Origin of the sequence: Rhizobium sp. BK098 (assembly GCF_014193155.1) — a bacterium.
Classification (GTDB): Bacteria; Pseudomonadota; Alphaproteobacteria; order Rhizobiales; family Rhizobiaceae; genus Rhizobium.
Genome location: NZ_JACHYY010000004.1, coordinates 318,938 through 344,589 on the forward strand (window position 1 = coordinate 318,938; position 25,652 = coordinate 344,589).

The 25,652-nt window shown below is 59.2% G+C and carries 30 protein-coding genes; 20 read left to right on the forward strand and 10 right to left on the reverse strand.

Features of this window, described 5'->3' with window-relative positions; translation table 11 throughout:
- Positions 1-2 precede the first annotated feature (2 nt).
- Entirely contained in the window at positions 3-2,081 is a 2,079-nt protein-coding gene (locus tag FHT73_RS13445; protein ID WP_183712219.1) for a transketolase C-terminal domain-containing protein, read from the reverse strand.
- Positions 2,082-2,199: 118 nt separating this feature from the next.
- Here FHT73_RS13445 and FHT73_RS13450 point away from each other — a divergent pair, with 118 nt between their 5' ends.
- The 11 genes from FHT73_RS13450 to FHT73_RS13500 all read left to right on the forward strand — a co-directional run bounded on the left by FHT73_RS13450 (position 2,200) and on the right by FHT73_RS13500 (position 11,732).
- Positions 2,200-2,679 carry an Lrp/AsnC family transcriptional regulator gene (locus FHT73_RS13450; RefSeq protein WP_015342504.1) on the forward strand — a complete coding sequence of 160 codons (480 nt, stop codon included), beginning with the start codon at positions 2,200-2,202 and terminating at the stop codon, positions 2,677-2,679.
- A gap of 83 nt (positions 2,680-2,762) precedes the next feature.
- Positions 2,763-3,653 (forward strand): PaaX family transcriptional regulator C-terminal domain-containing protein, encoded by an 891-nt coding sequence (locus FHT73_RS13455; RefSeq protein WP_183712221.1) that lies wholly within the window; start codon positions 2,763-2,765, stop codon positions 3,651-3,653.
- Between the two features lie 298 nt (positions 3,654-3,951).
- Positions 3,952-4,956 carry a 1,2-phenylacetyl-CoA epoxidase subunit PaaA gene (paaA, locus tag FHT73_RS13460; RefSeq protein ID WP_183712223.1) on the forward strand — a complete coding sequence of 335 codons (1,005 nt, stop codon included), beginning with the start codon at positions 3,952-3,954 and terminating at the stop codon, positions 4,954-4,956.
- A gap of 30 nt (positions 4,957-4,986) precedes the next feature.
- Positions 4,987-5,271, forward strand: a complete 285-nt coding sequence (paaB, locus tag FHT73_RS13465) for a 1,2-phenylacetyl-CoA epoxidase subunit PaaB (protein ID WP_112603218.1) — start codon at positions 4,987-4,989, stop codon at positions 5,269-5,271.
- Positions 5,271-6,053 (forward strand): 1,2-phenylacetyl-CoA epoxidase subunit PaaC, encoded by a 783-nt coding sequence (gene paaC, locus FHT73_RS13470; protein ID WP_183712224.1) that lies wholly within the window; start codon positions 5,271-5,273, stop codon positions 6,051-6,053. Before paaB ends, paaC begins: the two co-directional genes overlap by 1 nt.
- Before the next feature lie 9 nt (positions 6,054-6,062).
- On the forward strand, positions 6,063-6,587 hold the full coding sequence (gene paaD, locus FHT73_RS13475; RefSeq protein ID WP_183712226.1) for a 1,2-phenylacetyl-CoA epoxidase subunit PaaD: 525 nt from the start codon (positions 6,063-6,065) through the stop codon (positions 6,585-6,587).
- Positions 6,588-6,611: 24 nt separating this feature from the next.
- Entirely contained in the window at positions 6,612-7,688 is a 1,077-nt protein-coding gene (gene paaE / locus FHT73_RS13480) for a 1,2-phenylacetyl-CoA epoxidase subunit PaaE (RefSeq protein ID WP_112603224.1), read from the forward strand.
- A gap of 26 nt (positions 7,689-7,714) precedes the next feature.
- Complete coding sequence (locus tag FHT73_RS13485; protein WP_183712228.1) at positions 7,715-8,470, forward strand: Phenylacetic acid catabolic protein; 756 nt, start codon at positions 7,715-7,717, stop codon at positions 8,468-8,470.
- 66 nt (positions 8,471-8,536) lie between these two features.
- Positions 8,537-10,594 (forward strand): phenylacetic acid degradation bifunctional protein PaaZ, encoded by a 2,058-nt coding sequence (gene paaZ / locus FHT73_RS13490; protein WP_183712230.1) that lies wholly within the window; start codon positions 8,537-8,539, stop codon positions 10,592-10,594.
- Between the two features lie 4 nt (positions 10,595-10,598).
- Positions 10,599-11,117 carry an acyl-CoA thioesterase gene (locus FHT73_RS13495; RefSeq protein WP_162700966.1) on the forward strand — a complete coding sequence of 173 codons (519 nt, stop codon included), beginning with the start codon at positions 10,599-10,601 and terminating at the stop codon, positions 11,115-11,117.
- Positions 11,118-11,732 carry a transferase hexapeptide repeat family protein gene (locus FHT73_RS13500; RefSeq protein WP_183712232.1) on the forward strand — a complete coding sequence of 205 codons (615 nt, stop codon included), beginning with the start codon at positions 11,118-11,120 and terminating at the stop codon, positions 11,730-11,732.
- 19 nt (positions 11,733-11,751) lie between these two features.
- On the opposite strand, the gene FHT73_RS13505 is transcribed toward FHT73_RS13500, so the two are convergent.
- The 4 genes from FHT73_RS13505 to paaG all read right to left on the reverse strand — a co-directional run bounded on the left by FHT73_RS13505 (position 11,752) and on the right by paaG (position 15,033).
- On the reverse strand, positions 11,752-12,348 hold the full coding sequence (locus FHT73_RS13505; RefSeq protein WP_183712234.1) for a TetR/AcrR family transcriptional regulator: 597 nt from the start codon (positions 12,346-12,348) through the stop codon (positions 11,752-11,754).
- A gap of 102 nt (positions 12,349-12,450) precedes the next feature.
- Positions 12,451-13,761 (reverse strand): phenylacetate--CoA ligase PaaK, encoded by a 1,311-nt coding sequence (gene paaK / locus FHT73_RS13510; protein ID WP_183712236.1) that lies wholly within the window; start codon positions 13,759-13,761, stop codon positions 12,451-12,453.
- Between the two features lie 43 nt (positions 13,762-13,804).
- Positions 13,805-14,248: a hydroxyphenylacetyl-CoA thioesterase PaaI gene (gene paaI, locus FHT73_RS13515; RefSeq protein ID WP_183712238.1), complete on the reverse strand. Its 444-nt coding sequence runs from the start codon at positions 14,246-14,248 to the stop codon at positions 13,805-13,807.
- A complete protein-coding gene (paaG, locus tag FHT73_RS13520) occupies positions 14,245-15,033 on the reverse strand; it encodes a 2-(1,2-epoxy-1,2-dihydrophenyl)acetyl-CoA isomerase PaaG (protein ID WP_183712240.1) in 789 nt (262 codons plus the stop codon). The genes paaI and paaG overlap by 4 nt, the downstream gene beginning before the upstream one ends.
- 326 nt (positions 15,034-15,359) lie before the next feature.
- On the opposite strand from paaG, the gene FHT73_RS13525 reads away from it, so the two are divergent.
- The 3 genes from FHT73_RS13525 (at position 15,360) to FHT73_RS13535 (ending at position 17,658) form a co-directional block, all read left to right on the forward strand.
- Entirely contained in the window at positions 15,360-15,830 is a 471-nt protein-coding gene (locus FHT73_RS13525; protein WP_183712242.1) for an MEKHLA domain-containing protein, read from the forward strand.
- A gap of 251 nt (positions 15,831-16,081) precedes the next feature.
- Positions 16,082-16,228, forward strand: coding sequence for a DUF1127 domain-containing protein (locus FHT73_RS13530; RefSeq protein WP_112337003.1), 147 nt, complete (start codon positions 16,082-16,084; stop codon positions 16,226-16,228).
- A gap of 953 nt (positions 16,229-17,181) precedes the next feature.
- Complete coding sequence (locus tag FHT73_RS13535; RefSeq protein WP_183712463.1) at positions 17,182-17,658, forward strand: hypothetical protein; 477 nt, start codon at positions 17,182-17,184, stop codon at positions 17,656-17,658.
- Here FHT73_RS13535 and FHT73_RS13540 read toward each other — a convergent pair.
- Complete coding sequence (locus FHT73_RS13540) at positions 17,652-18,296, reverse strand: response regulator transcription factor (RefSeq protein WP_183712244.1); 645 nt, start codon at positions 18,294-18,296, stop codon at positions 17,652-17,654. The genes FHT73_RS13535 and FHT73_RS13540 overlap by 7 nt on opposite strands.
- Positions 18,293-19,726, reverse strand: coding sequence for a sensor histidine kinase (locus tag FHT73_RS13545; protein ID WP_183712246.1), 1,434 nt, complete (start codon positions 19,724-19,726; stop codon positions 18,293-18,295). The genes FHT73_RS13540 and FHT73_RS13545 overlap by 4 nt, the downstream gene beginning before the upstream one ends.
- Positions 19,727-20,007: 281 nt before the next feature.
- Between FHT73_RS13545 and FHT73_RS13550 the strand changes: the two genes are divergently transcribed.
- On the forward strand, positions 20,008-20,667 hold the full coding sequence (locus FHT73_RS13550; RefSeq protein ID WP_246712114.1) for a hypothetical protein: 660 nt from the start codon (positions 20,008-20,010) through the stop codon (positions 20,665-20,667).
- Between the two features lie 386 nt (positions 20,668-21,053).
- Here the strand turns inward: FHT73_RS13550 and FHT73_RS13555 are convergent, their stop codons facing one another.
- Together FHT73_RS13555 and FHT73_RS13560 are read right to left on the reverse strand one after the other, a co-directional pair.
- Entirely contained in the window at positions 21,054-21,452 is a 399-nt protein-coding gene (locus FHT73_RS13555) for a DUF1236 domain-containing protein (RefSeq protein WP_015342528.1), read from the reverse strand.
- An 821-nt stretch (positions 21,453-22,273) separates the two neighbouring features.
- Positions 22,274-23,158 (reverse strand): LysR substrate-binding domain-containing protein, encoded by an 885-nt coding sequence (locus tag FHT73_RS13560; protein WP_183712250.1) that lies wholly within the window; start codon positions 23,156-23,158, stop codon positions 22,274-22,276.
- A 117-nt stretch (positions 23,159-23,275) separates the two neighbouring features.
- Between FHT73_RS13560 and FHT73_RS13565 the strand changes: the two genes are divergently transcribed.
- The 5 genes from FHT73_RS13565 (at position 23,276) to FHT73_RS13585 (ending at position 25,033) form a co-directional block, all read left to right on the forward strand.
- A complete protein-coding gene (locus FHT73_RS13565; RefSeq protein ID WP_112336995.1) occupies positions 23,276-23,734 on the forward strand; it encodes a DUF3237 domain-containing protein in 459 nt (152 codons plus the stop codon).
- Positions 23,735-24,016: 282 nt separating this feature from the next.
- A complete protein-coding gene (locus FHT73_RS13570; protein ID WP_112336994.1) occupies positions 24,017-24,226 on the forward strand; it encodes a cold-shock protein in 210 nt (69 codons plus the stop codon).
- A gap of 107 nt (positions 24,227-24,333) precedes the next feature.
- On the forward strand, positions 24,334-24,621 hold the full coding sequence (locus FHT73_RS13575) for a cold-shock protein (RefSeq protein ID WP_183712252.1): 288 nt from the start codon (positions 24,334-24,336) through the stop codon (positions 24,619-24,621).
- Between the two features lie 14 nt (positions 24,622-24,635).
- Positions 24,636-24,791 (forward strand): hypothetical protein, encoded by a 156-nt coding sequence (locus FHT73_RS13580; RefSeq protein WP_183712254.1) that lies wholly within the window; start codon positions 24,636-24,638, stop codon positions 24,789-24,791.
- A gap of 32 nt (positions 24,792-24,823) precedes the next feature.
- Positions 24,824-25,033 (forward strand): hypothetical protein, encoded by a 210-nt coding sequence (locus tag FHT73_RS13585; protein ID WP_112336992.1) that lies wholly within the window; start codon positions 24,824-24,826, stop codon positions 25,031-25,033.
- 75 nt (positions 25,034-25,108) lie between these two features.
- On the opposite strand, the gene FHT73_RS13590 is transcribed toward FHT73_RS13585, so the two are convergent.
- On the reverse strand, positions 25,109-25,417 hold the full coding sequence (locus FHT73_RS13590; protein ID WP_312861342.1) for a chemotaxis protein CheW: 309 nt from the start codon (positions 25,415-25,417) through the stop codon (positions 25,109-25,111).
- Between the last annotated feature and the right edge of the window lie 235 nt (positions 25,418-25,652).

The following is a 25,652-nucleotide window of genomic DNA, read 5'->3' on the forward strand; positions in this document are numbered from 1 at the left end:
TCCTAGAACTCCAGGACTTCGGCAATGCGCTTGGCGATCCGCTCAGTGGACGGCACAGCCCAGTCGAGAAGCACCGGGTTATGTGGGCTCGGAATATCCGGCATGGCGAGCCGAGAGACCGGCGCATCGAGATCCGTGAAGGCCTTGTCTGCAACGACGGCGGCAATTTCCGCGCCGAAGCCTGCGGCTTCGAGATCTTCGTGAACGATGAGGCAGCGATGGGTTTTGGCGACCGATGCAAGCACGGCCTCGTGATCCCAGGGCATCAGGGTGCGAAGATCAATAATATCCGCGGACAGGCCTTCCGCCGCCTCCTCACAGCGCTGCACCATTGCGCCCCAGGTGACGATGGTGATGGCGCTGCCGGTCCGCGTCAGCTTCGCCTTGCCGAAGGGCAGCGCGAAATCGTCGCCGGGGTAGGGGCGACGCGCCCAAGCGTGATCGAGCATGGCTCTATGCTCGAAGAAGATGACCGGGTCGTTGCCGCGGATCGAGGTGCGCAGCAGGCCGACGGCATCCTCTGCATTCGATGGAACTGCAACCTTCCAGCCTGGCTGGTGGACGAAGGCCACTTCGTTGGTTTGGCTGTGCCAGGGATCGCCGCATTTGAAGAAGCCGCCGGGCATGCGGACCACGATGGGGGCTGCGAAGCGATTGTTGGTACGCCAGCGGATGGTGCCGCAATCGTTCAGCTGTTCGGTCGCCGGTTCGGCATATTTCCGAAACTGGATTTCCGGAATGGGGACGAGCCCGGCGAGCGCCATACCGACAGCACGGCCGATGATGCCCTCTTCGGATAGCGAAGTATCGAAAACCCGCTCGCTGCCGAATTTTTCCTGCATGCCGAGGGTGACGGCATGAACCCCGCCCTTGGGGCCGATATCCTCGCCGAACATGACAACGCGCTCGTTGATCGTCATCTCGTGTTCGAGTGTTCTGCGAATGGCCGTGACCATGTTGATGCGTGGGCCGGAGGTTTCCGGTACATCCGTTGTCGCTGGAGGCTCATATCCGGATGGATGCTGCCCGCCCATCGTCTGCATATCGCCGTCGAAGAATACATGGCGGGTTACGGAGGAGGGGGCGGCGACCGGCCTGTTTTCAGCTTGCGCGCGGGCGTTTTCGGCTATATCGCGCGCTTCGCTTTCGCAAGCATCCCATTCCCGCATCGTCATCACGGCGGGAACGAGGAAATCCTTCAGGCGCGGCAGGGGATCGCGCTCCCATTCGCGCTTCACGGTTTCCTCGCTCTTGTAGGTCTGCGTGTCCTGAAAACTGTGGCCCTCGAGGCGCGGAACAGTGAGCCTGAGAAGCGCCGGCTTGCGTTCGTCACGAACAAACGAGACGGCATCCTGCACCAGATGCGCGGCTTCGGCCGGTTTGCATCCGTCGCCGTCGAAGATTGCGAGATTTTTCCAGCTCGCCAGATTGGCCGCGATATTTCCGCCTGGGGTCTGTGCGGTCGAGGGAACCGAGATGCCAAAGCCATTGTCCTCGATATAGAACAGCATCGGCAGCGCCTGCGTCGTGGCAGCGGTCAATGCAGCCCAGAAGCCATTCGAGGCAACGGAGCCATCGCCGCCAAGCACAACACCGATATCCCGCGCATACTCCTCGCGGCCCAATGTGGTGGCATAATATTTCATCGCCTGCGCCCAGCCGGCCGTCGGCGTGTATTGTGCTCCGACGCCACCGCACATGGGCAAGGCCGAGGCGCCGGCATGGTTCGGATAGTTGAAGACGACACCAATGTCGCGGCCGTCGGAATAGCCGCCGGCGCGGCCCATGGCCGAACCGAGCGCATCGGCCGGATCGACGCCGAGCGAAAGCAGGAGCGGCCGCGAGCGATAATAGCCACAGGTCGCATCGTGCAGGCCGGTCAGCTGCATTCCAAGGAGGATCTGCGCCATATCGTGGCCGCGTGCAGAAAACTGGTAGAGAACTTTCTTTTCCGGAACGAGACGCTTCTCCTCTATCTCGTCGAGAGCCCGGGAGAGGTGAACGAGATAGGCAACCCGGCGCCAGTCGATGCGATCGTCGGGCGAGTTCCGCTCGTGGCTTTTGAAGGCTAGCTGGGCCATGTGATCCTCCTACAGATGGCCCAACTATTTTAATTCAAGCGTTAGCTCTATTCCTTTCAATTTGGCAGGTTTTGCCGTAGCTTTTGAAAGAGATGTTTCATCCATGGCGGGTTTCTGAATGGAAGATTTCGATCTTGATCACGTCGACAGAGCGATTCTCCGCGTGCTGCAGGAGGAGGGCGATATCAGCCAGGCGGCGCTGTCAGAAAAGGTCGGGGCATCGCCCGCGTCCTGCTGGCGAAGGATCAAGGCGCTGGAAAGCGCCGGCGTGCTGGGCCGGACGGTTCGCCTTGTCGATCCCGACAAGATTGGTAAGGGGCTGAACGTCTTCTGCCAGGTCAAGATGAAGACCCATGATCCTGCGACCCGCCGCGATTTCGAACAGTTCATCGCCAGCTATCGCGAGGTGCTGGAATGCTACTCCATGTCGGGGGAGTGGGATTACCTGATCCGTGCCGTCGTCGCCGATGTCAGGGAATATGAAGGGCTTCTGATGCGGGGTATCCTGACCCATGAAGCGGTGCTGAGCTCATCGTCGCACTTCTCGCTGAAATGCGTCAAATACACCACGGCGTTGCCGACGAACGTGTCGCGATAAAGCCTCTGTCCGTACTCGCCTTGAATAGTGCGAGTGTCTCACGCTAATGAATCCTAACGATAAAGATGCGGAGAAGAGCTCTATTGTCGGCTGATAACGTCAAACTCGGAGACGACTTGAGCGAAGCGGTCGCAGCGCTTCTCGTCGATCTGCCCATCAAAGCGGCGAGTTTCATCGTCACGATCTATGGCGATGTCATCGAGCCGCGGGGCGGCGTCGTCTGGATCGGCAACCTTATCGAGACATGCAAGAGCGTTGGGATCAGCGAAACGCTGGTGCGCACGGCCGCGTCGCGGCTGGTTGCAGCGGGCCAGCTTGCAGGAGAGCGGGAAGGGCGCCGCAGTTTCTATCGGCTGACCGAGGCCGCGCAGACCGAATTCGCGGAGGCCGCTACTCTGTTCTATGGACCGCAGCCGGCCGTCCGCTGGCAATTCGTCCTGATCAACGGACCGGCTCCGGAAGAGATCATGCAGGGCCTTGAGCGGGAGGGATTTGCCAGGCTGAACCCGCGCCTGGCGATGGGGACCCATCCCGCGCCGCCTTTGCCTGGGCGTGTCGTCGTTTTCGACGCGCAGCTGGCGACCGAGAACGGCGCTTTGCGGGAATTTGCGGAAGAGGCTTGGAACCTGCCGCGCTTCGCGGAGGCCTATGGCGAATTCATTGCCCGGTTCGGTTCATTTTTCAAACGCGTCGGAAATTGTGCCGCGCTATCGCCGTTCGATTGCCTGATTGCCCGGCTGCTGCTTGTGCATCAGTATCGCCTGATCATGCTGCGCGAGCCGCATCTTCCCAAGTCCGCCCTGCCGGATAATTGGCCGGGCGAGGAGGCGGGGCGCCTGTTTGCCGAGCTTTATTTGCGTCTGTCAAAAAAAGCTGACGGCTATGTCGCTCGCCGTTTCGTGAATGAATCGGGCAAGCTTACAGAGATGACGCCGGCAAGCAAGGCTCGGCTCGATCACCTCAAGGCACGCTGAAGGATCAATCCGCTCAGGTACATAGTAAGGGAAGTTCGGCTTGCCACGTGCTTTCACGGCATTGAATGTCACAGAAAACTCTAAAAATTCATTTGTATTGTGACATATCGCATGCTAATAAATGACCGATCGGTCGGTTAATGCGTTTGCCCCGGATCGCTGTTTCGTGGAGGAGAACGAGAAACAGGCTTATACTGGCGGTGCCGTGGAGTTTCAGCTTGGCTGAAGTCTTCAAGGCGACTGCAGGCTTGCGATCATTCTCGATCGCGCGGGAGGCGCGAAGACGGAGGAAAGATCAATGTATGCACAGATGGTGAAAACCGAAGGCACCCGCATCCGTTCCCTCGACGAGATGGACCCCCAGGAGCGCGCCTTCCAGGAACGCGTCGATGCCGGCCAGAAGATCGAGCCGAAGGAATGGATGCCGGAAGGCTACCGCAAGACGTTGATCCGCCAGATCAGCCAGCACGCTCATTCCGAAATCGTCGGTCAGCTGCCGGAGGGCAACTGGATCACCCGCGCGCCGACGCTGGAACGCAAGGCGATCCTGCTTGCCAAGGTGCAGGACGAAGCCGGTCACGGCCTCTATCTCTACTGTGCCGCCGAGACGCTCGACATCAGCCGCGACGAGATGTATGAGCAGCTGCATTCCGGCAAGGCCAAATATTCCTCGATCTTCAACTATCCGACGCTGACCTGGGCCGATATCGGCGCGATCGGCTGGCTCGTCGATGGCGCTGCTATCATGAACCAGGTTCCGCTGCAGCGCTGTTCCTACGGCCCCTATGCGCGGGCGATGGTGCGCATCTGCAAGGAAGAAAGCTTCCATCAGCGCCAGGGCTTCGACATCCTGATGAAAATGGTGAAGGGCACGCCTGCGCAGAAGGCCATGGTGCAGGATGCGCTAAACCGCTGGTGGTGGCCGTCGCTGATGATGTTCGGCCCTTCGGACGATGCCTCCGTGCATTCGGCCCAGTCGATGGCCTGGAAGATCAAGCAGAATTCCAATGACGAGCTGCGGCAAAAATTCGTCGACCAGACCGTGCCGCAGGCCGAATATCTCGGTCTAACCGTCCCGGATCCAGATCTGAAGTGGAACGAGGAAAAGGGCGGCTACGAATTCGGTGAGCCGGACTGGGAAGAGTTCTTCAACGTGATCGCCGGCAACGGCCCGTGCAATGCGGAGCGGCTCAATGCCCGTAAGCAGGCGTGGGATGATGGCGCATGGTTCCGGGATGGCCTTTCTGCCCATGCAGAAAAGGCAGCGGCTCGCCGCGCTGCCGCAAAGGTCGCCGCCGAATAAGGTGGGCGGAATAGTCAGGGAGTGAGAAACATGTCCAGTGAATGGCCGCTTTGGGAAGTCTTCATACGTGGTCAGCACGGCCTCAACCATCGCCATGTCGGCAGCTTGCATGCGCCCGATGCCGAGATGGCGATCAACAATGCACGCGATGTCTATACGCGCCGCAACGAGGGCGTCAGCATTTGGGTGGTGCGCTCGTCCGAAATCGCTGCAAGCGCCCCTTCGGAGAAGGGACCGCTGTTCGATCCCTCCAATTCGAAGGTCTATCGTCACCCGACCTTTTTCGACATTCCCGATGAAGTGGGGCACATGTGATGGCGATCGCTGCCCTTGAACCGGCGGTCGATCAGGCCGCTCTTGTCGAATTCCTCCTACGCATCGGCGATAATACGCTGATCCTCGGCCACCGCGTTTCCGAATGGTGCGGCCGCGGGCCTGCCCTGGAGGAGGATATCGCGCTTGCCAATACGGCGCTCGATCTCATCGGCCAGACGCAGCTCTGGCTCGCTCTGGCGGGCGAGGTGGAAGGCAAGGGCCGCTCGGCTGATGATCTCGCCTATCTGCGCGATGGTTTCGAGTTCCGCAACATCCTGCTTGTCGAGCGTCCGAACGGCGATTTCGGCAAGACGCTGATGCGGCAATTCCTCTTTGACGCCTGGCACTATCTATTGCTGAAAGCTTTGAAAGGTTCGGCCGATCCGCGCATTGCTGAGATCGCTGAAAAGGCTTTCAAGGAAGTCTCCTATCAACTCGATCGCAGCCGAGATCTGATCATTCGCCTTGGCGACGGCACGGCCGAAAGTCACCGCCGTATGCAGGAGGCTCTCGACGATCTCTGGGCCTTCACGGGCGAAATGTTCGTGAGCGATGCCGCCGATGCGGCACTGGCACAGGCCGGCGTGATCCCGGAACCGCAACGCCTCAAGGCCGGCTGGGACGAGATCGTTTCCGATGCGCTTACCGAAGCGACGCTCGGCCGCCCGATGGATGGCTATATGCACAAGGGCGGCCGGCGCGGCGTTCACACCGAACATCTCGGCTATCTTCTGGCCGAGCTGCAGTTCCTGCAGCGCGCCTATCCGGGCGCGACCTGGTAGGAGGCTGGCATGGCGACTGCGCTGCATCCTTCGGTCGAAGAGGTCTGGCACTGGCTATCGGAGGTGCCGGACCCCGAAATACCGGTGATTTCGTTGACCGATCTCGGCATCATCCGCGACGTCGGCTGGCAGGAGGATACGCTTGTTGTCACGGTGACGCCGACCTATTCGGGCTGTCCCGCCACCACGGTAATCAATCTCGATATCGAGCGGGCATTGGCCGAAAAGGGCCTCGATCGGGTACGCCTCGAGCGGCAGCTGTCGCCCGCCTGGACAACGGATTGGATTAGCGCCGGGGGACGCGAGAAGCTGCGTGCCTATGGCATCGCCCCACCGATCGATGGCACCGCTGCCGATGGCGTGCTGATGAAGCGCATCGATCGGCTTGCGGGCCGCTCCAATCTCACGATTGCCTGTCCGCGCTGCGGATCGGCGAACACGGAAAAGATCAGCCAGTTCGGCTCGACGCCGTGCAAGGCGAGCTATCGCTGCACCGAGTGTCTGGAACCCTTCGATTACTTCAAATGTATTTGACCCCAAAGGACGAGATCCGCATCCATGGCACGTTTCCATCCGCTGACTGTCACCGATGTGCGCCGCGAGACGCGCGATGCTGTTGTCGTCACGCTTGCGCCAGCCGAGGAGGATCGGGCCGTCTTTGATTTCACGCAGGGCCAGTATCTGACGTTTCGCCGCAAGTTCGACGACGAGGAATTGCGCCGCTCCTATTCGATCTGCGCGGGGAAGGACGAAGGCGTGTTGAAGGTCGGCGTCAAGCGCGTGGATGGCGGCTGTTTCTCGACCTGGATCAACGAAAACCTGAAAGCGGGCGATACGCTGGAAGCCATGCCGCCGATGGGGGCATTCTTCACCGCGATCGAGCCGGACGTGGCAAGGCACTATCTAGGCTTTGCCGGCGGCAGCGGCATCACACCGGTTCTGTCGATCATCAAGACGGTGCTGGCCCGCGAGCCGCGCTCGGTCTTTACGCTGGTCTATGCCAACAGGCAGATCAGCTCGATCATGTTCCGCGAAGAGCTGGAGGATCTGAAGAACCTCTATCTCGGCCGCCTCTCGGTGCTGCACATTCTGGAGAGCGAGGCGCAGGAGATCGATCTTTTTACGGGACGGATCGATGCGGAGAAGTGCAAGGCGCTCTTCAAGAGCTGGATCGACATCAAGTCGGTTGCGACAGCCTTTATCTGCGGTCCCGAGCCGATGATGCTGGCGATCGCTGCGGCTTTGCGTGAACACGGCATGCGCGACGAGCAGATCAAGTTCGAGCTCTTCGCCTCCGCGCAGCCGGGCCGCGCGCGGCGCAAGGTGGAGAGTAGTGCCGCCGCCGATCATGAAACCAGCTGCGAGGCAACGGTCACGCTCGATGGCGCGACGCGCATCTTCAAGTTCCCGAAGCACGGCCAGTGCCTGCTCGATGCAGCGCTCGAAAACGCGATGGATGTTCCCTATGCCTGCAAGGCCGGCGTTTGCTCCACCTGCCGGGCCAAGGTTCTCGAAGGCGAGGTCGAGATGGAGGTCAACCACGCGCTCGAGGATTACGAGGTGCGCCAGGGCTATGTGCTGACCTGTCAGTGTTACCCGCTCACCGACCGCATCGTTGTCAGCTACGACCAGTAGGCGCGCGCATCGAAGGGAGGAACAAGATGTCCGAGACGATGCCGATCGAGCAATATCTGCAGGAGGGCGGCATGCTCTCCTCGCCCGACAACGCGCCTCCGCGCTATCGCGGCGAACTCTTGCGTCTGATGGCGAGCTTCGTCGATAGCGAACTGGCGGGTTCCGCCGGCTTTGCTGACATCATCAACGATGCGCCAGGAATTCAGGAGCGCATTTCCGCGGCGCGCATCGTGCTGGAAAAGACCGATCATGCGGGCCAGGTCCTGAAGGTCATGGAGACCTTCGGCGTCGATGGCGGGCGTTATGCCATCCACCATCCCTGGGCGGCACGGCTTTCCCGCGATGCCGATATCGGCGCGGTCAGGCAGGGCAGCGATATGCGGCTTTCCGTGTTCCACTACCCGCTTGAAGGCTGGGTGGATGCAGTCGTCATGAACGTTCTGATGGGGACCGCGAGCGTCGTGCAGTTGAAGGAGCTGGCGCGCGTTTCCTATCAGCCGCTGGCCGAGACCTTCCGCGCCATCCTGCCGCGCGAAAGACGGCATGCCGAACTCGGCGCCGCTGGGCTTGTCCGCATCGCCGCCGATGACGAGGGCCGGGCGAAGGCACGGGCTTCGGCCGCTTATTGGCATCCTCGCGTTGCAGCGAGCTTTGGCCATGCCGGTTCAGCCCGCTTCGAAACATTGTCACGCTTCGGCCTGCGACATACGCCTAACGAAACTTTGCTGGCCGAATGGCAGACCGAGGTTGATGCGCAGCTCTCTGCGCTCGATTTGAATTGATCAGTTCGGGAGATGCCTGGCGGTTTTCCGCTCGGATCACCGGAAAGATGAAGAAAGGAAATGCGGATGAACATCATGGCAAACCAGCCGCGCCGGCTTGAAAGCTATGTCGGGGGCACCTGGGTCGCCGGCGCCAGAGAAGGCGTGCCGCTGCTCGATGCATCGACCGGCGTGCCCGTCGCGTTCATCGATTCCTCCGGTATCGATTTTAAGCAGATCCTGGCCTATGGCCGCGACAAGGGCGGCCCGGCGCTGCGGCGTCTATCCTTCCATGAGCGCGCCGCAATGCTGAAGGCGCTCGGGCAGGCGCTGCTTGAGAGGAAGGAAGAATTCTACGCGCTTTCGACTGCGACCGGCGCCACGCGCGCCGATAGCTGGATCGATATCGAAGGCGGCATCGGAACCTTGCTATCCTACGCTTCCAAGGGGCGGCGCGAGCTGCCGAATGCGCGTGTGCTGCTCGATGGCGACGTGGAGCAGCTCTCCAAGGACCAGAGCTTTTCCGCACAGCATATCCTAAGCCCGCTGCAGGGTGTCGCCGTTCACATCAATGCTTTCAACTTCCCCTGCTGGGGCATGCTGGAAAAAATCGCGCCGACCTTGCTTGCCGGCGTTCCCGCCATCGTGAAGCCGGCGAGCCAGACGGCCTATCTTACCGAGCTGATGGTTCGCCGCATCATCGAAACAGGCCTGCTGCCGGAAGGTGCGCTGCAGCTCGTTTGCGGCTCGGTCGGCGATCTCCTTGATCATGTCGAGGACCAGGATGTGGTGACCTTTACCGGGTCTGCCGCGACTGGCCAGCGCCTCAAGACGCACAGGGCGATTATCGAAAACTCCGTGCGCTTCACCATGGAGGCTGACAGCCTCAACGCGGCCGTCCTCGGCCTCGATGCCGCGCCCGGCACGGAGGAGTTCGATCTCTTCGTCAAGGAGGTCGCCCGTGAGATGACGGTCAAGGCCGGGCAGAAGTGCACGGCCATCCGCCGTGTCATCGTGCCCCGTTCCTACAGTGAAGCGCTTATTGCGGCCTTGAACGATCGTCTCGGCAAGACGGCAATCGGCAATCCGGCCGATGAGACGGTTCGCATGGGGCCGCTTGCAAGTCTCGCTCAGCGCGAGGAGGTGCGGGCGCGCATTCGGGATATCGCCACCGAGGCCGAGATCGTCGGCGGCGATCCCGATAATCCGCATGTCATGTCCGGCGATGCAAGCGCCGGCGCCTTCCTCAATCCGGTCCTGCTCTATTGCGACAAGCCGGGCTCCGCGCCTGCCATTCACGATGTCGAGGCCTTCGGCCCCGTCAGCACCGTCATGCCCTATGACATGGCGGAAGAGGCCGTCGATCTGACGCGGCGCGGCAAGGGCAGTCTCGTTGCCTCCGTCTTCACCAACGATCCGCATTTCGCTGAGGAGGTTGTTCTCGGCCTCGCACCATTCCATGGTCGCGTGATGATCGGCAACCGCTCGAGCGCCAAGAGCTCCACCGGTCATGGTTCACCGCTGCCGGGCCTCGTTCACGGCGGCCCCGGTCGTGCCGGCGGCGGCGAGGAGCTCGGCGGTATCCGCGGCGTGAAGCACTATATGCAGCGGACCGCGATTCAAGGTACACCGACCATGCTGACCGCCGTGACGGGACGATGGATGGATGGTGCGGATACCCGCCGCGACAGCGAGCACCCCTTCCGCAAGTCGCTCGCTGAGCTCAAGATCGGAGATCAGCTCGTCACCGCCACGCGCACGGTCACGCTCGACGATATCGAGCACTTCGCCCATTTCACCGGCGACACATTCTATGCCCATATGGATGAGGAGGCGGCGAAGGCCAATCCGTTCTTCGAGGGACGCGTGGCGCATGGCTATCTCATCGTCTCTTTCGCGGCCGGCCTCTTCGTCGATCCGGCTCCAGGCCCGGTTCTCGCAAATTATGGCGTCGACAATCTGCGCTTCCTGACACCGGTCAATCCGGGTGATACGCTCCAGGTGCAGTTGACCTGCAAAGAGATCAATCCCCGCATCAATGCCGAGCATGGCGAGGTGCGCTGGGATTGCAAGGTAACCAACCAGCTGGATGCCGTCGTCGCGCAATATGACGTTCTGACGATGGTGGCGAAAAGGAGAGAGTGAGCGCATGACGACGACCGAGCAAGACCCGCATCGCCTGGAAATGACAGTGCTGATGACGCCTGACATGGCGAATTTCAGCGGCAAGGTTCATGGCGGCGCACTTTTGAACCTGCTCGACCGCGTCGCCTTCTCTTGTGCGTCGCGCTATTCCAAGCAATATGCGGTAACGCTGTCGGTAGATCAGGTGCTGTTCAAGGAGCCGATCAATGTCGGCGAGCTCGTCACCTTCCGCGCCTCGATCAATGATACGGGCCGTACCTCCATGGAAGTCGGCATCCGGGTGGAGGCGGAGAATATTCGCTCCGGCCAGCGCCGCCACACGAACTCCTGTTATTTCACCATGGTCGCCGTCGATGAAGTCGGCCGCCCGGTTCGCGTGCCGGAACTGGTGCCAGTCACGCCGGTTGATATCCGACGGCACAAGGCCGCCCAGCTTCGCCGCACCTTGCGTCGCGAGTTCGCGCAACGGATGGAAGCGGTGGCCGAAACCGGTCGCGATGTGGAAGGTTTGGGAGCCGACTGAATGGCGCAGATCTATTCCTATGACGGCGTGATCCCGGTCATCGATCCCTCTGCCTTCGTGCATCCGGCCGCGACCGTCATCGGAGACGTTATCATTGGCCCCGCCTGCTATGTCGGGCCGGGCGCGGTGTTGCGCGGCGATTTCGGGCGCATCGTGCTGGAGCGTGGCTCGAATGTACAGGAGACTTGCGTCGTCCACAGTTTCCCGAATCTGGAAGTGACGATCGGCGAGGCGGGGCACATCGGCCATGGCGCTGTGCTGCATGGTTGCCGCATCGGCGCCAATGCCATGGTCGGCATGAATGCCGTCGTCATGGACGAAGCCGTCATCGGCGAAAACGCCATCGTTGCGGCCATGGCCTTCGTCAAGGCCGGAGCCGAAATCCCGGCAAACAGTCTTGCCGTTGGAGCACCGGCTCGCGTGGTTCGTGAGTTGACGCCGGAAGAGATCGCCTGGAAGCGCCAGGGCACCGCCATCTATCAACGGTTGGCGCTGGAGGCGAAGGAGAAGCTGGTGGCCGTCGAGCCGCTGACGGCACCTGAGCCGGATCGCCGCCGCATCCGCGCGCCGGAATATGATCCGCTTGTCCTCGAACGGATGAAGCTCGGCGATTGAACGACCGCGTCAGCGCGTCTCAACGGACGGCCTTGACCCCTTCGAGGATGAGGGTGGTGGCAATGTCGGCATATTCGTCGCGTGTGATTGGCCCGTTGGGCCTGAACCACATATAGACCCAGTTCATCATACCGAAGAGCGACATGGTGACCGGCATCAGCAATGGCTTGTCCTTGTTGAGATCCGGGTTGAGATCCTCGATGACGATGGAGAAACGCCGGACGATGCGCCGCTCGATCGTCCTCAATTCCGCCAGCTGCTCCTGCGACAGGGCATGCGTGCCGTTGAGCTGCACCTTATGTTCGTTGTCGGCGCCCTCATAGTTTTTCAGCACGGCCTTCACCAGCAGACGCAGCCGCTCTTGCGGTGTAACATCGGTGCGATCTGCCGTTTCGATCGCGCTTTCCAGCTCCATCAGATGCGTTTGCACGATGTCGAAGATCAGCGCGTCCTTGCCGGGATAGTAGTGGTAGAGCAGGGCTTTCGAGACGTTGCCATGTGACGCGATCATCGACATGGACGCCTTTTCCATGCCCACCTCGGCGAAAACAGCCGCGGCACTCGCCAGGATGCCACGCTGCTTTTCCTCGAAATCAACTGCGCGCGTGCGTGCCATATGATCCTGCTTTGCTCATTCCCGATTGATCTGATCGTACCTGGTGGCCGATCCTTCCCATATACAATCAAATGCTTGCCAGGCTATCCCACCCGATGCCGATCATTCTTTCGGACGGTTGTCCACGATGCGTTTGGCCTTGCCTTCCGATCGCGCAACGCCGCCTGGAGAGTGCACCATGACCTTCGTGGTGACACCGACGATGTTCTTGATGTGGTGGGTAAGTTCCCTTGCCGAAACATTTCGCGCCGTTTCGTCCACCGCCTCCAGCGTGCACTCCACATGAACGGTCATGTCGTCCATGCGGCCGGAGCGTGTCAGTTCGATCTGGAAGTGCGGCGCGAGCCCGCGGCATTTGAGGATCTGCTCCTCGATCTGCGTCGGAAAGACGTTAACGCCGCGCAGGATCATCATGTCATCGGAGCGGCCCGTTATCTTTTCCATGCGGCGCATGGTGCGGGCGGTGCCGGGCAGCAGCCGTGTCAGGTCGCGCGTGCGGTAACGGATGATCGGCAGGCCTTCCTTGGTCAACGTCGTGAGGACCAGCTCGCCGATCTCGCCATCTGGCAATGCCGCGCCGGTGACCGGATCGATGATCTCCGGATAGAAATGATCTTCCCAGATGTGCAGCCCATCCTTGCTCTCGACGCATTCGCTGGCGACGCCCGGACCCATGACCTCCGAGAGGCCGTAAATGTCGACGGCGTGCATATCGAAGGCGTGCTCGATTTCCTCGCGCATGGCATTGGTCCATGGTTCGGCGCCGAAGATGCCGACGGCGAGCGAACTTTCTCGTGGGTCGAGGCCCTGGCGGCGGAATTCGTCGAGGATCGAGAGCATATAGGAAGGCGTCACCATGATGATGCGCGGCTTGAAATCCTGTATCAGCGCCACCTGCCGTTCTGTCATGCCGCCGGAGACCGGTACGACGGTGCAACCGAGTTTCTCCGCGCCGTAATGCGCGCCGAGGCCGCCGGTGAACAGGCCATAGCCGTAGGCGATATGCACCAGATCACCCGCCCGGCCGCCGGAGGCTCGGATCGAGCGGGCAACGAGGCTTGCCCAGGTATCAACGTCCCTGGCGGTATAGCCGACGACGGTCGGCTTGCCCGTCGTACCGGAGGACGCGTGGATACGGGCAAGCCTTTCGCGCGGCACGGCGAACATGCCGAAAGGATAGGTGTCGCGAAGATCTTTCTTGGTTGTGAAAGGAAATTTGGCGATATCAGACAAAGTCTTGAGATCGGAGGGATGCACGCCCAACTCGTCGAAACTCTTGTGATAGAAGGGTGAGTTCTCATAGGCATGGGTGAGCGTCCATTTCATGCGCTCGAGCTGCAGCACGGAAATCTCCTCGCGGGAGGCGATTTCGATTGCTTCAAGCTCACCCGCACGCGGCGAAAGGTTTTCCATCAATGTCTCCTCCAGAAAAGCCGGTACTTCCGGCGCGCGAATGCTATTCCGGCAAAAGTGCGCCCTTGACCGTTCGCGAGTGGCCGCGGAATTCCGCAATCTGCTCGCCATGCTGATTGGTAATCGCGACATCGTAGATGCCGCCTCGTCCTCGGCGCGACACCTCCCGCGCCGTCGCCGTTAGCCGGTCACCATTAAAAGCCGGCGCAATAAAGCTCACCGAACAGTGCTGGGCGACGGTGCGCTGGTTGTAGCTATTGCAGGCGAACGCGAAGGCGGAGTCGGCGAGCGTGAAGATGTAGCCGCCATGACAGGTGCCGTGACCGTTGGTCATGGTCGCTGCAACGGTCATGGCGATGGTCGCTTCGCCGGGCGCGGCGGACACAAGCTCCATGCCGAGATGGCGCGTGGCGTTGTCTTCGTCCCACATGGCTCTCGCGCAGGCTTCCGCGAGCGCCTGCGGCGAAAGGCTCTCCGCGGCGCTCATTTGCCCTTGAACTCCGGCTTGCGTTTTTCCAGGAAGGCAGTGACGCCCTCGGCATAGTCGGCGCTGCGGCCGGCTTCGCGCTGCAGGTCGCGCTCAAAATCGAGCTGCTGGTCGAGTGAATTCGTCGCCGCCGCCTGAATGGCGCGCTTCGTCAGGCCGAGGCCTTTCGTCGGGCCGGCAGCGAGCCTGGTGGCAAGCGCCGTCGCCTCATCCATCAGCTTATCGTCGTCCACCGCGCGCCAGATCAGGCCCCAGCTGGCGGCTGTTTCCGCATCGAGCGGTTCGGCCGTCAGCGCCAGTGCCTTGGCGCGGGCTTCGCCGATAAGCCGAGGCAGGTTCCAGGTGCCGCCGGAATCCGGCACGAGGCCGATCTTCGCGAAAGCCTGGATGAAGCGGGCCGAACGGGCGGCAAGCGTGATATCGCAGGCAAAGGCGATATTGGCGCCGGCGCCCGCTGCCACACCATTGACAGCGCAGATCACCGGCTTTTCCAGGCTGCGGATGAGGCGGAGCAGCGGATTGTAGAAGATCTCGATCGTATGACCGAGATCGGGGGTGCCGCTGCGCGGGTCGCGATCGCCAAGGTCCTGGCCGGCCGAGAAGCCGCGGCCGGCGCCCGACAACAGAACTGCGCGGACATCTACATCCCGATGCGCGCGCTCGAAGCCGGCGCGCAGCGCAAGATGCATGTCTTCGTTGAAGGAATTGAGTTTGTCGGGTCGATTGAGCGTAAGCGTCAAGACGCCGTCGGCAAACGCCGACAGAACGGTGCCGGATTCAGACATGTTTCCTCCCCGTCGCCCTTCCCATGACGACCGTGCAACTCTTGCATAAACCGACCGGTCAATCAATTATAAAAAGCAAACGATAAGATACTGGCCGGCAGATTGCGACGGAGTGGCTTTACGTCATGCAACGGACGATGCAGCCGGCGAGCGGTCCCAACGTGGTTGGTGGCACGCACTTCCATCAGTTATCTCCTCCGAAACTATAGTTTCGCGGAAAGGTTGATAACGGATGCTCGTGTCTTCCCGCTTGCCCTGCTTTTGATATTTATCGCGATTTGATAGGTATCGCTTCGGTCGACGCCATGATTGCGGGAAGAAAACGGATGACTGACGGGCCTGAAAGCAATGTCGTCGATTTATCGGTTGACGAAGCATTTTTCGAACTTCTGACCGGCAGTTTTCAACGCATTGTCGGCCGTCCACTCGTCAATCCGCAAGCAGGGCCTCCCTGGCTCTATAATGAGGCACCTTTCGTGGTCCTTGCCCACAACACGGATGCCGATCCGCGTTTCGTCTACGCCAACAAGGCTGCTCAGAATTGCTTCGAATATCCCTGGGATGAGTTCGTGACGCTTCCCTCGCGACTTTCAGCGGAGCTTCCCAACCGTGCGGAGCGTCAGCAACTGCTGGATGCGGTGACGCGCAACGGTTTCATCTCCGACTATCGCGGCCTGAGGATTGCAAAATCAGGACGGCGGTTCTGGATTGAGGAGGGTATCGTCTGGCAGCTCGTGGATCGCGAAGGCAATTTGCGCGGGCAGGCTGCGACATTTTCCAAATGGAAAGACGCATGAGCCCGCGACAAGGCCATACTGGCGTCAGGGCATAAGGCCGCATAGCGACGACAGGCGGCGATGTCGTAGCAGCGCGCCATCAATTGCTCCCCAATGTGAGACAGGTTCCTTAATTCGTGGCGTACGGGCACGTTGGCCGCTGCCGTTGTGATGAGCCTTGCAAAAGCAGCATGGCTATCCTGCAGGCATGTGCATTTTATTTAGGCGGGTAAATGCCTATCTCTTGCGCGAAAACAAAGGAGATGGCAAAAATGAAGGTATTAGAGAAGATTAAGCGCTTTAGCGAACAGCGCAGAGCAATGCGCGAGCTTTCCGCCCTGGACGATCATGTTCTTCGTGATCTCGGTATTTCCCGCTCGCATATTCCGTTCGCCGTCAAGGGAGCTCGCGGCAACTAAACCTTCCTTTCGCGCGCATACCCTTGAGGTATGCGCCGCCGCAGGAGCTATGGGCCAGTGCCGTCGCTAGCTTTCTGCGACAAAGTCATAGCCGATAGATGCCGCGCGTAGCGTCATTGGTCGCCTCCAACCTCACGATCAGCACAATTTTCCTGTTGTTATGCTGCCGGATAACATGACGAAGATTTAGGCTGCTTGATCGCAGCTGTCCCTCGTGCCCCGTTTCGCGCAATATTCAAGTTCAATCTCGAGCAGTCTCGTTGCATTGGCAAGCGCTTCCTCTGCCTCTGCGAACGACTGTGGGCTATGGCCCATTCTGGCCTCGCCGTAATTTCTGGCACGCAGCAACACGAGTTCGACCAATTCGATGCAGTCGGACGTCGGCCGGACGAGATTCAGGCAATACCGCAAATTGATCGCAACCTGGAGCGCGAATTCGGCTGCCGAGAAATCCAATATTGCCCCCGGCGGTATGCCCCGAGCCAGATAGATCCTCCAGTGTTGGGTCATCGCATTACCCTCTCTTGTCGGATGATTGCACGGACGACGTCGTGTGGCGTGCCGCTCTTACAGAGACGCTGTTGGCTCTCGACCGGCTTATCTTGTGCCGGCGAGGCTTCGGCGTGCCCGCAGTCATATTGACAAGCTGAAGTCGGTTTCAATAACGCGATCATGCAATTGGGCTTCGGTCCGGCGCTTTCTCCGACCTTGGTCTGACGCTGCCACGGCGAAAGGTCATGACGTGGATTGCTGAAGTCCAAATGCTGTACTTATCCGTGGGATAGGACTTGACCCTTCGCGATGTAGCGGCGATTTGATATGGATCGGACCCTTGCCAATCGGCGATAGCCGAGGCGCTTCGAGCCCATGGAACGTTGGGCGCTCGTCGTTGGAGCCTCAGGAGGCTTTAGGTGTTATTACGTCGAAAGCTTATTGCTGCTTTACCATGCCTGATGCTGACCTTGGTCAACACGGCACTTCCCTACACTGTCAAAATTCACGGTGCTTCCGCGATATTCGCCCAGCAAATGGCCGAGGCCAAAGGTGGCAATGGTAATGGTGGCGGCAACGGCGGCGGAAACGGCAATGGGGGAGGCAACGGTAACGGGGGAGGCAATGGGAACGGCGGTGGCAACAGCGGCAATGGAGGTGGAAGCGGCAGCGGTAACAATGGAAACGGGAATGGCAACAACGGAAACGGCAATGCTAATGGCCGATCGTCCGCAACCAAGAGCGCTACCCAAAGCCAGGTCGATTCCGACCAGTCCACCGATGATGGCGGCGGCTCGATTAGCGTTCAACACAAGGATGGTATGAGCGAAAATATACAGAGCGGACGTTATGTGATGAAGGATTCAAAGGGCCGCACCATCGTCAATCGCAATGCGACAACTGCCGACGAGCAGCGGCTCAAATCACTCCTTCACTGACGCCGCTTTTCGAGTTCATCCCGGAATGCCATCGCAGCTTCCGTTCTATTGCTCACCTCCAGTTTGGCGAAGATTTGGGTCATGTGATGCTTGATGGTCTTTTCATGCAGATCGAGCTTCAGCCCAATATGTTTATTGCTCAATCCAGCAGAAGCCAGTTCCAATACTTCCCGCTCGCGATCCGTCAATGCGCTGAAAGGATTGGCCCGGGAACCGGTTCCGTTTTCGGAAATCAGACGCGCCGATAGCGTCGGTGCGACATAGCTGTCACCGGCAGCGATACCGCGAAGGATATCGGCGAGCGTCCGTGATCCGACGCCTTTCAGAACATAGCCCTTCGCGCCGCTCTTGAGCGCCGTCATCACATCGTCGCTTGCCTCGGAGACTGTCAGCATAACGATTTTCTGATCGGGTATCTGGTCGAGGATAAGGGAGAGGGCATCCAGTCCTCCTCCCGGCATGGAAATGTCGAGCAACAGGATGTCCGGGCGCTGCTGCACCGCTATGCGCAACGCGTCCTCCTTGCTGCTGCCTTCGCCGACGATGCTAAATCCATCCATTTCGGTCAGGCTGCGGATAACGCCCTCCCTGAAGAGGGGGTGGTCGTCTACGACCGCCAAAGTGATTGCTGCTGTCATGTCTGCTCCATTTCCTCGATGTTCAGGGACATGCGGACGATGGTGCCCCGGTCCGACGACAAAAGCTGGAACGTGCCGCCAAGGCTTTCGACCCGATCTCTGAGGCCGGCAAGACCAAGCTTCTGCGCGCCGACCTCTTTCGGATCAAATCCCGGTCCCTCATCGGCAACCTCGATCACGACCTGGCCGTCTTTGAAGGATTGCACGACCCTTTGCCCTATTCCGCCGGCGTGACGATAGCCATTGTTCAAGGCCTCCTGCACAAAGCGATAGACGCATATTTTTGCGGAGGTCGAAAGATCTGTCGGCGCTGCCCCGACGAGAAGCGCGACGGTGACGCCGGTGCGCTGTTCGTGGGCACGGATTGCCCGTTTTAAGAGATCGGTCAAATTGTCCGTCTCGATGTGCGGCAGCATCAGGCCGCTACAGACGCTCCGGATTTCGGCCATGGCGTCATCAAGGCTGGATTTGATTGTCTCCAGCGACGCTTCGCGCTCCTCTGGCGAGACGGTGGGGCTGATGAGGGTCTGGCTGTCCAGCCGCAAGGAGGCATAAGCGACCAATTGGGCGGGACCGTCATGCAGGTCGGCACCGATACGGCGCAAATAGCTCTCGTTCAGCGCGGCGGCGCGCTGGGTCGCGCGTTGAACGCGCGCGCGTAACGCCTCGTTCTGTTGAAGAAGCGCCGACAATTCGCCGATGCGGCCGTTGAGCGCCATGCGCTGACTGTCGATGGTGCGGCTGCCGCGCAGGACGATGATCGATAGAAGAGCAAAGAATGTCAGCGTGAACACGGCAACGACAAGCCAGCTCAGCAGGCGGGCCTGCGTTAGGCTCCCTTCGAAATCATTGGCAACCTCGTAGAATTCGGAGACGGCCACGACCTTGCCCGACCAAGGTTGAAGCACCGGATTGTAGATTTCCAGAAGCGGTTTGCCGCTATTGCGTTCAGCCACGCTCTCCACATCGTCGATCCGGTTGAATTTGGCGACCATTTGGCCCGAAAAGGCCGTCTTGAGACTGTCCGAGAGCGGAAATCGCTTGCCGGAAAGATCCTTGTTATTGGAATAGAGGATTGTCCCGTCGTCGCGCCAAAGCCGGAAGGAAAACAGCCGTGTGCCAAGCGCACCTTGGCCCAGGGTCTCATCAAGGGCGCGCGTCACCGTATCGTCAAGAGCCTGAGTGGTTTGCATATCGGGCAGGAGCGGGGCGATGACGCTGTCGACATAGAGGGCTGTCGTCGCCGCGGAATTACGCGTCACTGCATTCTCGATCAGATTGGCAACGATGGACCCGACAACGAGCATAGCACAAAGAGCGACGAAGCCACCGGCGAGCAGGAACTGCCTGGCCAGGGATTGGGAGTTCCAGCGTTCGATAAGACTTGCTGGAGAGAGTTTGTATTTATGATTCGCTCGCGGCACTGGCATAATCGGCACTGATCTCCCAACCCTCTATAGCTATCCCAGCAGAATGGAGTGTCAACTGTTGGGTCGTCGACACCGGCCGCGTAGTCCCGAGCGGGGTACTGCCGTCTGGCGCCTGCAATTTAAGCGACCAAAGGGTTGGATCAATCAGACTATGGTCCTAACCCTCAAGGCATAGGTCGGAGCGGGATAGAAAGCTGGGATTTCGGCAATATTCTAGTGCGCATGATTTGCTGGATATGGCCGCTGCCATAGGCGACGGGCATGTTACGAAGGAAGTGCACATGAAAATCCATTCCATCATTGGTGCGACAAGCCTCGGCCTGGTGCTTGCCCTTGCGCCCATCGGAGGAGCTACTGTCGGTTTCGTACAGACGGCATTCGCCAAGGGCGGAAACGGCGGCGGTCATGGCGATGGTAACGGCGGCGGCCATGGTGAAGGAAACTCCGGCCATGAAAAGTCCGGGGGCGACGATACAAGCAGCCCTTCGACGAATGCGGCGGCTGCACAGGGCACTTCATCGTCGGTGCTGGGGCATCATGCGGATAAACACTCCAAAGCCCATAGTGCAAGTTCGAAGAGCCATGTCTCAAAGCCCGGTGCAGGTAGCCTGAGCTCGCTCAAGCGGGACTATCGCGCCTACCTGAACTCGAAAGATCCGAAGATGGCGGCGCTTTCCGCTTATGTGAAGGCATATGCGGAATTCGAAATCCAATATGGAACGACGGCAGTGCCGACGGACCCGGCCCTCAGCGACAGCGCCTTGCGTTCGGCGCTGGCGCAGTTGTCTAACAAGCCGGTGACGAACCAGACGCTCGCGGAAGCAAAGAGCATCCTCGGCGTTGGAACAAATACAGGAAAAATCGCGGAAGTTCGTGATGCGCTGGAAAGGAAATCCGAAACCGCAACACAATCTGAGAGCACGCAGCCAACCGACGATTGAGGCGCTGCCTTAGCATTGCTTTGTGAACTTCGGGATCGATAGGCGCGCATTGCGGCGGCCTTTCTGCTTCGATTTATGAGTTTGGCGCCAGCGGGCGCCATTCGCTAGCCGGTCCGCCCACCGGCTCTATCGCCGGGTCGGGTCTTCCGCCCCAGACGCTGCCCGATCCGGCGATAGGCAATTTGCCGCACGATCTGTATGACCAGGTACAGAATATGGTGCGCGACGGGGGTAGGCCGCGGAATGACCGCGTGCGGAAGCCAGTGCCAGGAAGTTCGGGATTTCGGGAAAATCGGAGGCCGGCCACTCTCTCCTTGCGATCAGTATGATATGGCCAAGCCAGGCGGAATGAGGGGTGGAGAGCGGCTTCCCGCTCTCCACGATCGTTAGTTCAGAATCTTGATAACCTTGCGCGAGGAAGGCTCGACAATCACGCGTTCGTGGTTGACGATCGCATAGGCATATTTCGGATTTTGCGGAACGGTTCGCACGACGATCGTTTCCGGCAAGGGTCGGCCGACGACCACACGCTCGCGGACAACAGTTTCTTCTTCGGGCAGGGGCTGTTCGCGTACGTAGGTGACCACCTTCTGCGGCGGCGGATCGATGGCCGTGCCGACAATGGCGCCAGCGACACCGCCCACGGCGGCTCCAACCGGGCCACCAACTACGGCTCCGGTAACCGCGCCACCTGCGGCGCCGGTGACGGTCGAAGATTGGGCAAAAGCACATCCGGCGGTGAGGCCAAGCGCGAGTGCCGCAACACTAAGTACCTTCGTTTTCATCAGAATCTCCTTTCACCTTCTATTCGTCCGTCGTTGACGGAGCTGTCGGTAAAACAGAGCTTCGCCGCAGTCTGTTCCTTTCCTTGGGCTTCAGTCATGTGGATTTGGGACATGGGTCGCAGTGAACATCAGACCAAAGCCCTACGCGCGTGGCTTCGATAAGGGAATATGGGGGATTCGTCGCATTCAGGGCTGGGTGCGGTGATGCAAGGCAGGGATTGAGCCAATACAGCTCTCACCTTCGCAACTGCCAGAAGCCACTACGCGATGAGGCAGGTCGAACCAATAAAGGTTTTCGATCGCTTCGCGTGAGCAGTGGAGCGATCTCAATCTGTCAATGTCGAGCCTGGTTCGAAGAGGCCACCGATGTGTTTCGCTCTGCGGTCCAAGTGCTAGGCAGGTTGGCACATATAATCCCGACCAGGAGGATGACGGATATCAGACCGATCAAAGTCTCCCATGATTGCTGACGAAATGGGAGCGGCCAGCGCGACCGGGATATGTTGGGATCATATCGCATTTATCAGTTCCACACCCATGGGAAAGCCGTCAACGTTCCGGTGGAGATCAAGCCTATGATCGCCGTTATTTTTCCGCTGGGTGTTCATCCGCTAAATCTATGTCCGTCAAAATCCGATTGTCTAGTACCTTGATCGACAATATCTGGTAACGGCGACCCTGGCGATTGTTAGGGCTGCCAAATTAACCGGATTATGGAGAAAATATTTCCGACAATACCGGATGATGCAGTGGTACAGCGACAGGTATGCCCGAACTCAGCCACACTCCGAACCAGACCGGTCGGAAGTTTTTGATTGCGTTCAAGCATCCGCCCAGGCGTCGGGTGTATCAAGTGCCGCTGATATCATGCGACTCTGCTCGTAAAGCCAGTCGCAGAATTCTTTAGGCCCTGATCTCCCGTCATCATCACGGATGAGTGCGAAGTGCCAGTCGGGGCCGTCAAGCGTCTCGTCGAAGGGCGCGATCAGCACGCCTGATTTGACGATGGGCTCGAAGAAGCCGGGCGGCACGAGCGCAACGCCTTCACCCGCGCAGGCGGCATTTACATTTAGCTCATGGTTCGGATATTCCACGCGAGCGAACCTCAACCCCGGCGGAACGCGACCGATTGCGCTCACAAACCATCTTTCCCAGTCTGGATGCGGCAACAGTGGCAGAGTTGCAAGCATCTCCGGTGTGAGAGGTTCCAGCGCTGCGGCAAGCGATGGAGCCAGAAGCGGCGTTAGTTGTACGGGAAATAGTCGAAAGGCCCGCAGACCCGGCCAGTCGCCGGCGCCAGTGCGGATGGCAACGTCGAAATCTGACGGATTACGAATTTCGGTCGAAACATCGAGTTCGATCTCGCAGCGCAGATAGCCGGAAAGGCGCGGCGCAAGCCAGCGGCTTGCGAGGGTGGGAGGCGCGGTCACCCGCAAGGGAGGAGATGCCGCTCCGAAAGCCGCCAATGCGGCGTCGATTTCGTCCAAGCCGCGCCGCACACCCTTCGCAAGCAGCATAGCCTTCGGAGTAGGCACCACACGCGGTCCTCGCCGAATGAAAAGGGGCTCACCTAGTTCCTCCTCAAGGGTGCGAATGCGCAGGCTCACTGCCGTAGGGGTGAGAAACAAACGCTCGGCTGCACGGGCGAAGCTTCCGGAGGCGACACAGATCTCAAGGACTTTCAGAGCGTCGAGTGAAGGGCGCATATGTAGTTTCACTTATGATAATAGTAAGGAATACCCGTTTTGCGCACCGATATTATAGCAGTTTAATGCGCCCCAGAAGTGGAGGCGATCACGCTCTCCATACATGGAGAGCCTCTCATGGAACTGCAATCGCGCCCTCTGTTTACGCTGTATCTCGAACTTCATCCAACGATCGATATAGGACCATGTCCCGCGGGCGTTCGCCGTATCTTTCCGGTCTCTGGCGGCCGTTTTGAAGGAGAGCGTCTCAAGGGCAAGGTCTCACCACTGATCGGATCGGACCTGCTGGTCACTCGGCAGGACGGAACATTCCAGCAGGATGTGCGGGTTCTGCTCGAGGTTGAGGATGGCGCGTACATTCTGATGACCTATCGTGGCGTTCGCCACGCATCGGTCGAAGTTTCCGAGCGCTTGGGACGCGGCGAAGCTGTCGACCCTTCGGAATATTATCTTCGGACAACTCCCTATTTCGAAACCGCTTCGCCTGCACATGATTGGATCAATGCGATCGTTTGTGTTGGAAAGGGTAGCCGCTTTCCGGGTGGCGTAAAATACGACCTGTTCGAGATCCTCTGATAACAGAGAAATGGACGGGATTGGCTTGATTCCACTCGGTTCTTTGTCCCACCGAGCAATCTTGCGGTCGTTCGTTTGACTTGCAGTCCGAAATGCCGCTGAGGTAATATTTCTAAAGTTTTCATTGCAAAATCTGAAATAGAGCCTAGTTTGGACTTATCGACCATTGCTTGTGACGTCGCTCAAGGGCCTGTGCCCTTCCTCGGATTCCCTCTCAAAAAATCGATCTAACCCTGCAAGGTATCGCGGGAGCAACAACGATTGCTATGAAAGGAAATCGTTATGAACACTGGTACAGTTAAGTGGTTTAACTCCACCAAGGGCTTCGGCTTCATTCAACCCGATAATGGCAGCACGGACGTTTTCGTGCATGCTTCGGCCGTCGAGCGAGCCGGGATGCGTTCGCTAACTGATGGACAGAAAATTCGCTATGACATCGTGCAGGACAGCAGGTCCGGCAAGAGCTCAGCCGATAATCTTCAGGCGGCGTAAATTTGTCATTCACGCGCGCTGACCACGGATGTACTGGCAGTGCGCATGGATGATGTTGAGAGGTCGGGGTAACGCCCGGCCTTTTATTTTGGCCATGGGAGAACGGTATGCAGAATCCGCGCTACCAGATTGGTGACACGATCGTTTTAAAGCGTGGCACTTTTGGAAATTTCGGTCCTTCTGGAGCAGGAAGAATTGTGTCGCGCCTGCCTGAAGCCGATGGCGCCACGCAATATCGCGTCCAGTTCGAAGGCGAGAATTTTGAACGCCGCGTAGTCCAGCTGGATATTGACGTTGAAGCGTCCACATCAAAAGCCCGGAATATTGGCTTCGCAGCTGAATCAAAGTCTTCCAGCTGGATCAATGCGACGATGATCACCCTGAGAAAGCGGTAATTGAAGGAGCTACCTTGCAAGTAGACGTCAGGGACAACAACGTCGATCAGGCGCTGCGGGTTCGCGAAAAAGCCGATGCGATCCACCGCAGTCGTAAACTTGCCCGCAAACATGCACAGCGCGAAGGGCTTCTTTCCTCGTCCAAAAAGAAGGTTGCGCGGTCGGGCTGACCGTACCCTCTTATCATTCGTCAGGAGACATCATGGCCGCCACAAAAGAGAAGTTTTTCAAACAGAGTAGGCAAACTCTTCAAGACAAGGCATCGACGACGGATACGGCGGCGAGGCAGATCACCGCCGCCGAAAATGCCGATCGCGAGAAAAAGACCGAGAAGCTCCGCGCGCTTCGATTGGCGCGGCCGGAAGCAGAGCCGATCAAGCCATCGGCGAAACGCGGGCATAAGACGAAATAACAGAAGCACGACCGCCCAAACATAGCACAGCGAGTGAAGCTGCGTTCTTTGGCGCGGTAAAACGTTACTATACAGCTACGCGGTTTGGCCGAAAATCTCGAGCTGCGAAAGGTTAATGGCTTCGCTCGCTGCCGAGGTGTTGCCGATGAATTCGTCGATCAGGAATGCCACGTAGCCCCCAGTCATCTTGACGATGGCGAGTTCGCAGCTCCGTGAGGGCCTGTTGCCCATTTGGGCGGCCAAATCGTAAACCGGCACCAATTCGCCGCGATATGAGGTATGACCGAGGGCGCGGCGTGCATCGTCGCCATCGCGAAGCGGGCGCCAATTATCTGCCCGGGCGACGATCGTTCCGTCAATGAACGTGCATAAGGTGTCGTGCACGCGTACCGCCATTGCTGCGCGGCGGCGAAGAAATACTGGGAGAGGCATTGAGCACTTTGTCCCTTCAGGGACTCCCCGTTCAAAAGTGCAAACGTCTGAGGCGAAACCCGGCTGGGGAGGATGCCTTGGCACTGTCATGGTGCCGCCGAACACGGTTCGGCCGGACAAACCCAAGGTAGAGTGATTGTCTTGAGGACTGCTTTTCGGTTTGCCTAAAATTCTAACGATGCCCCAC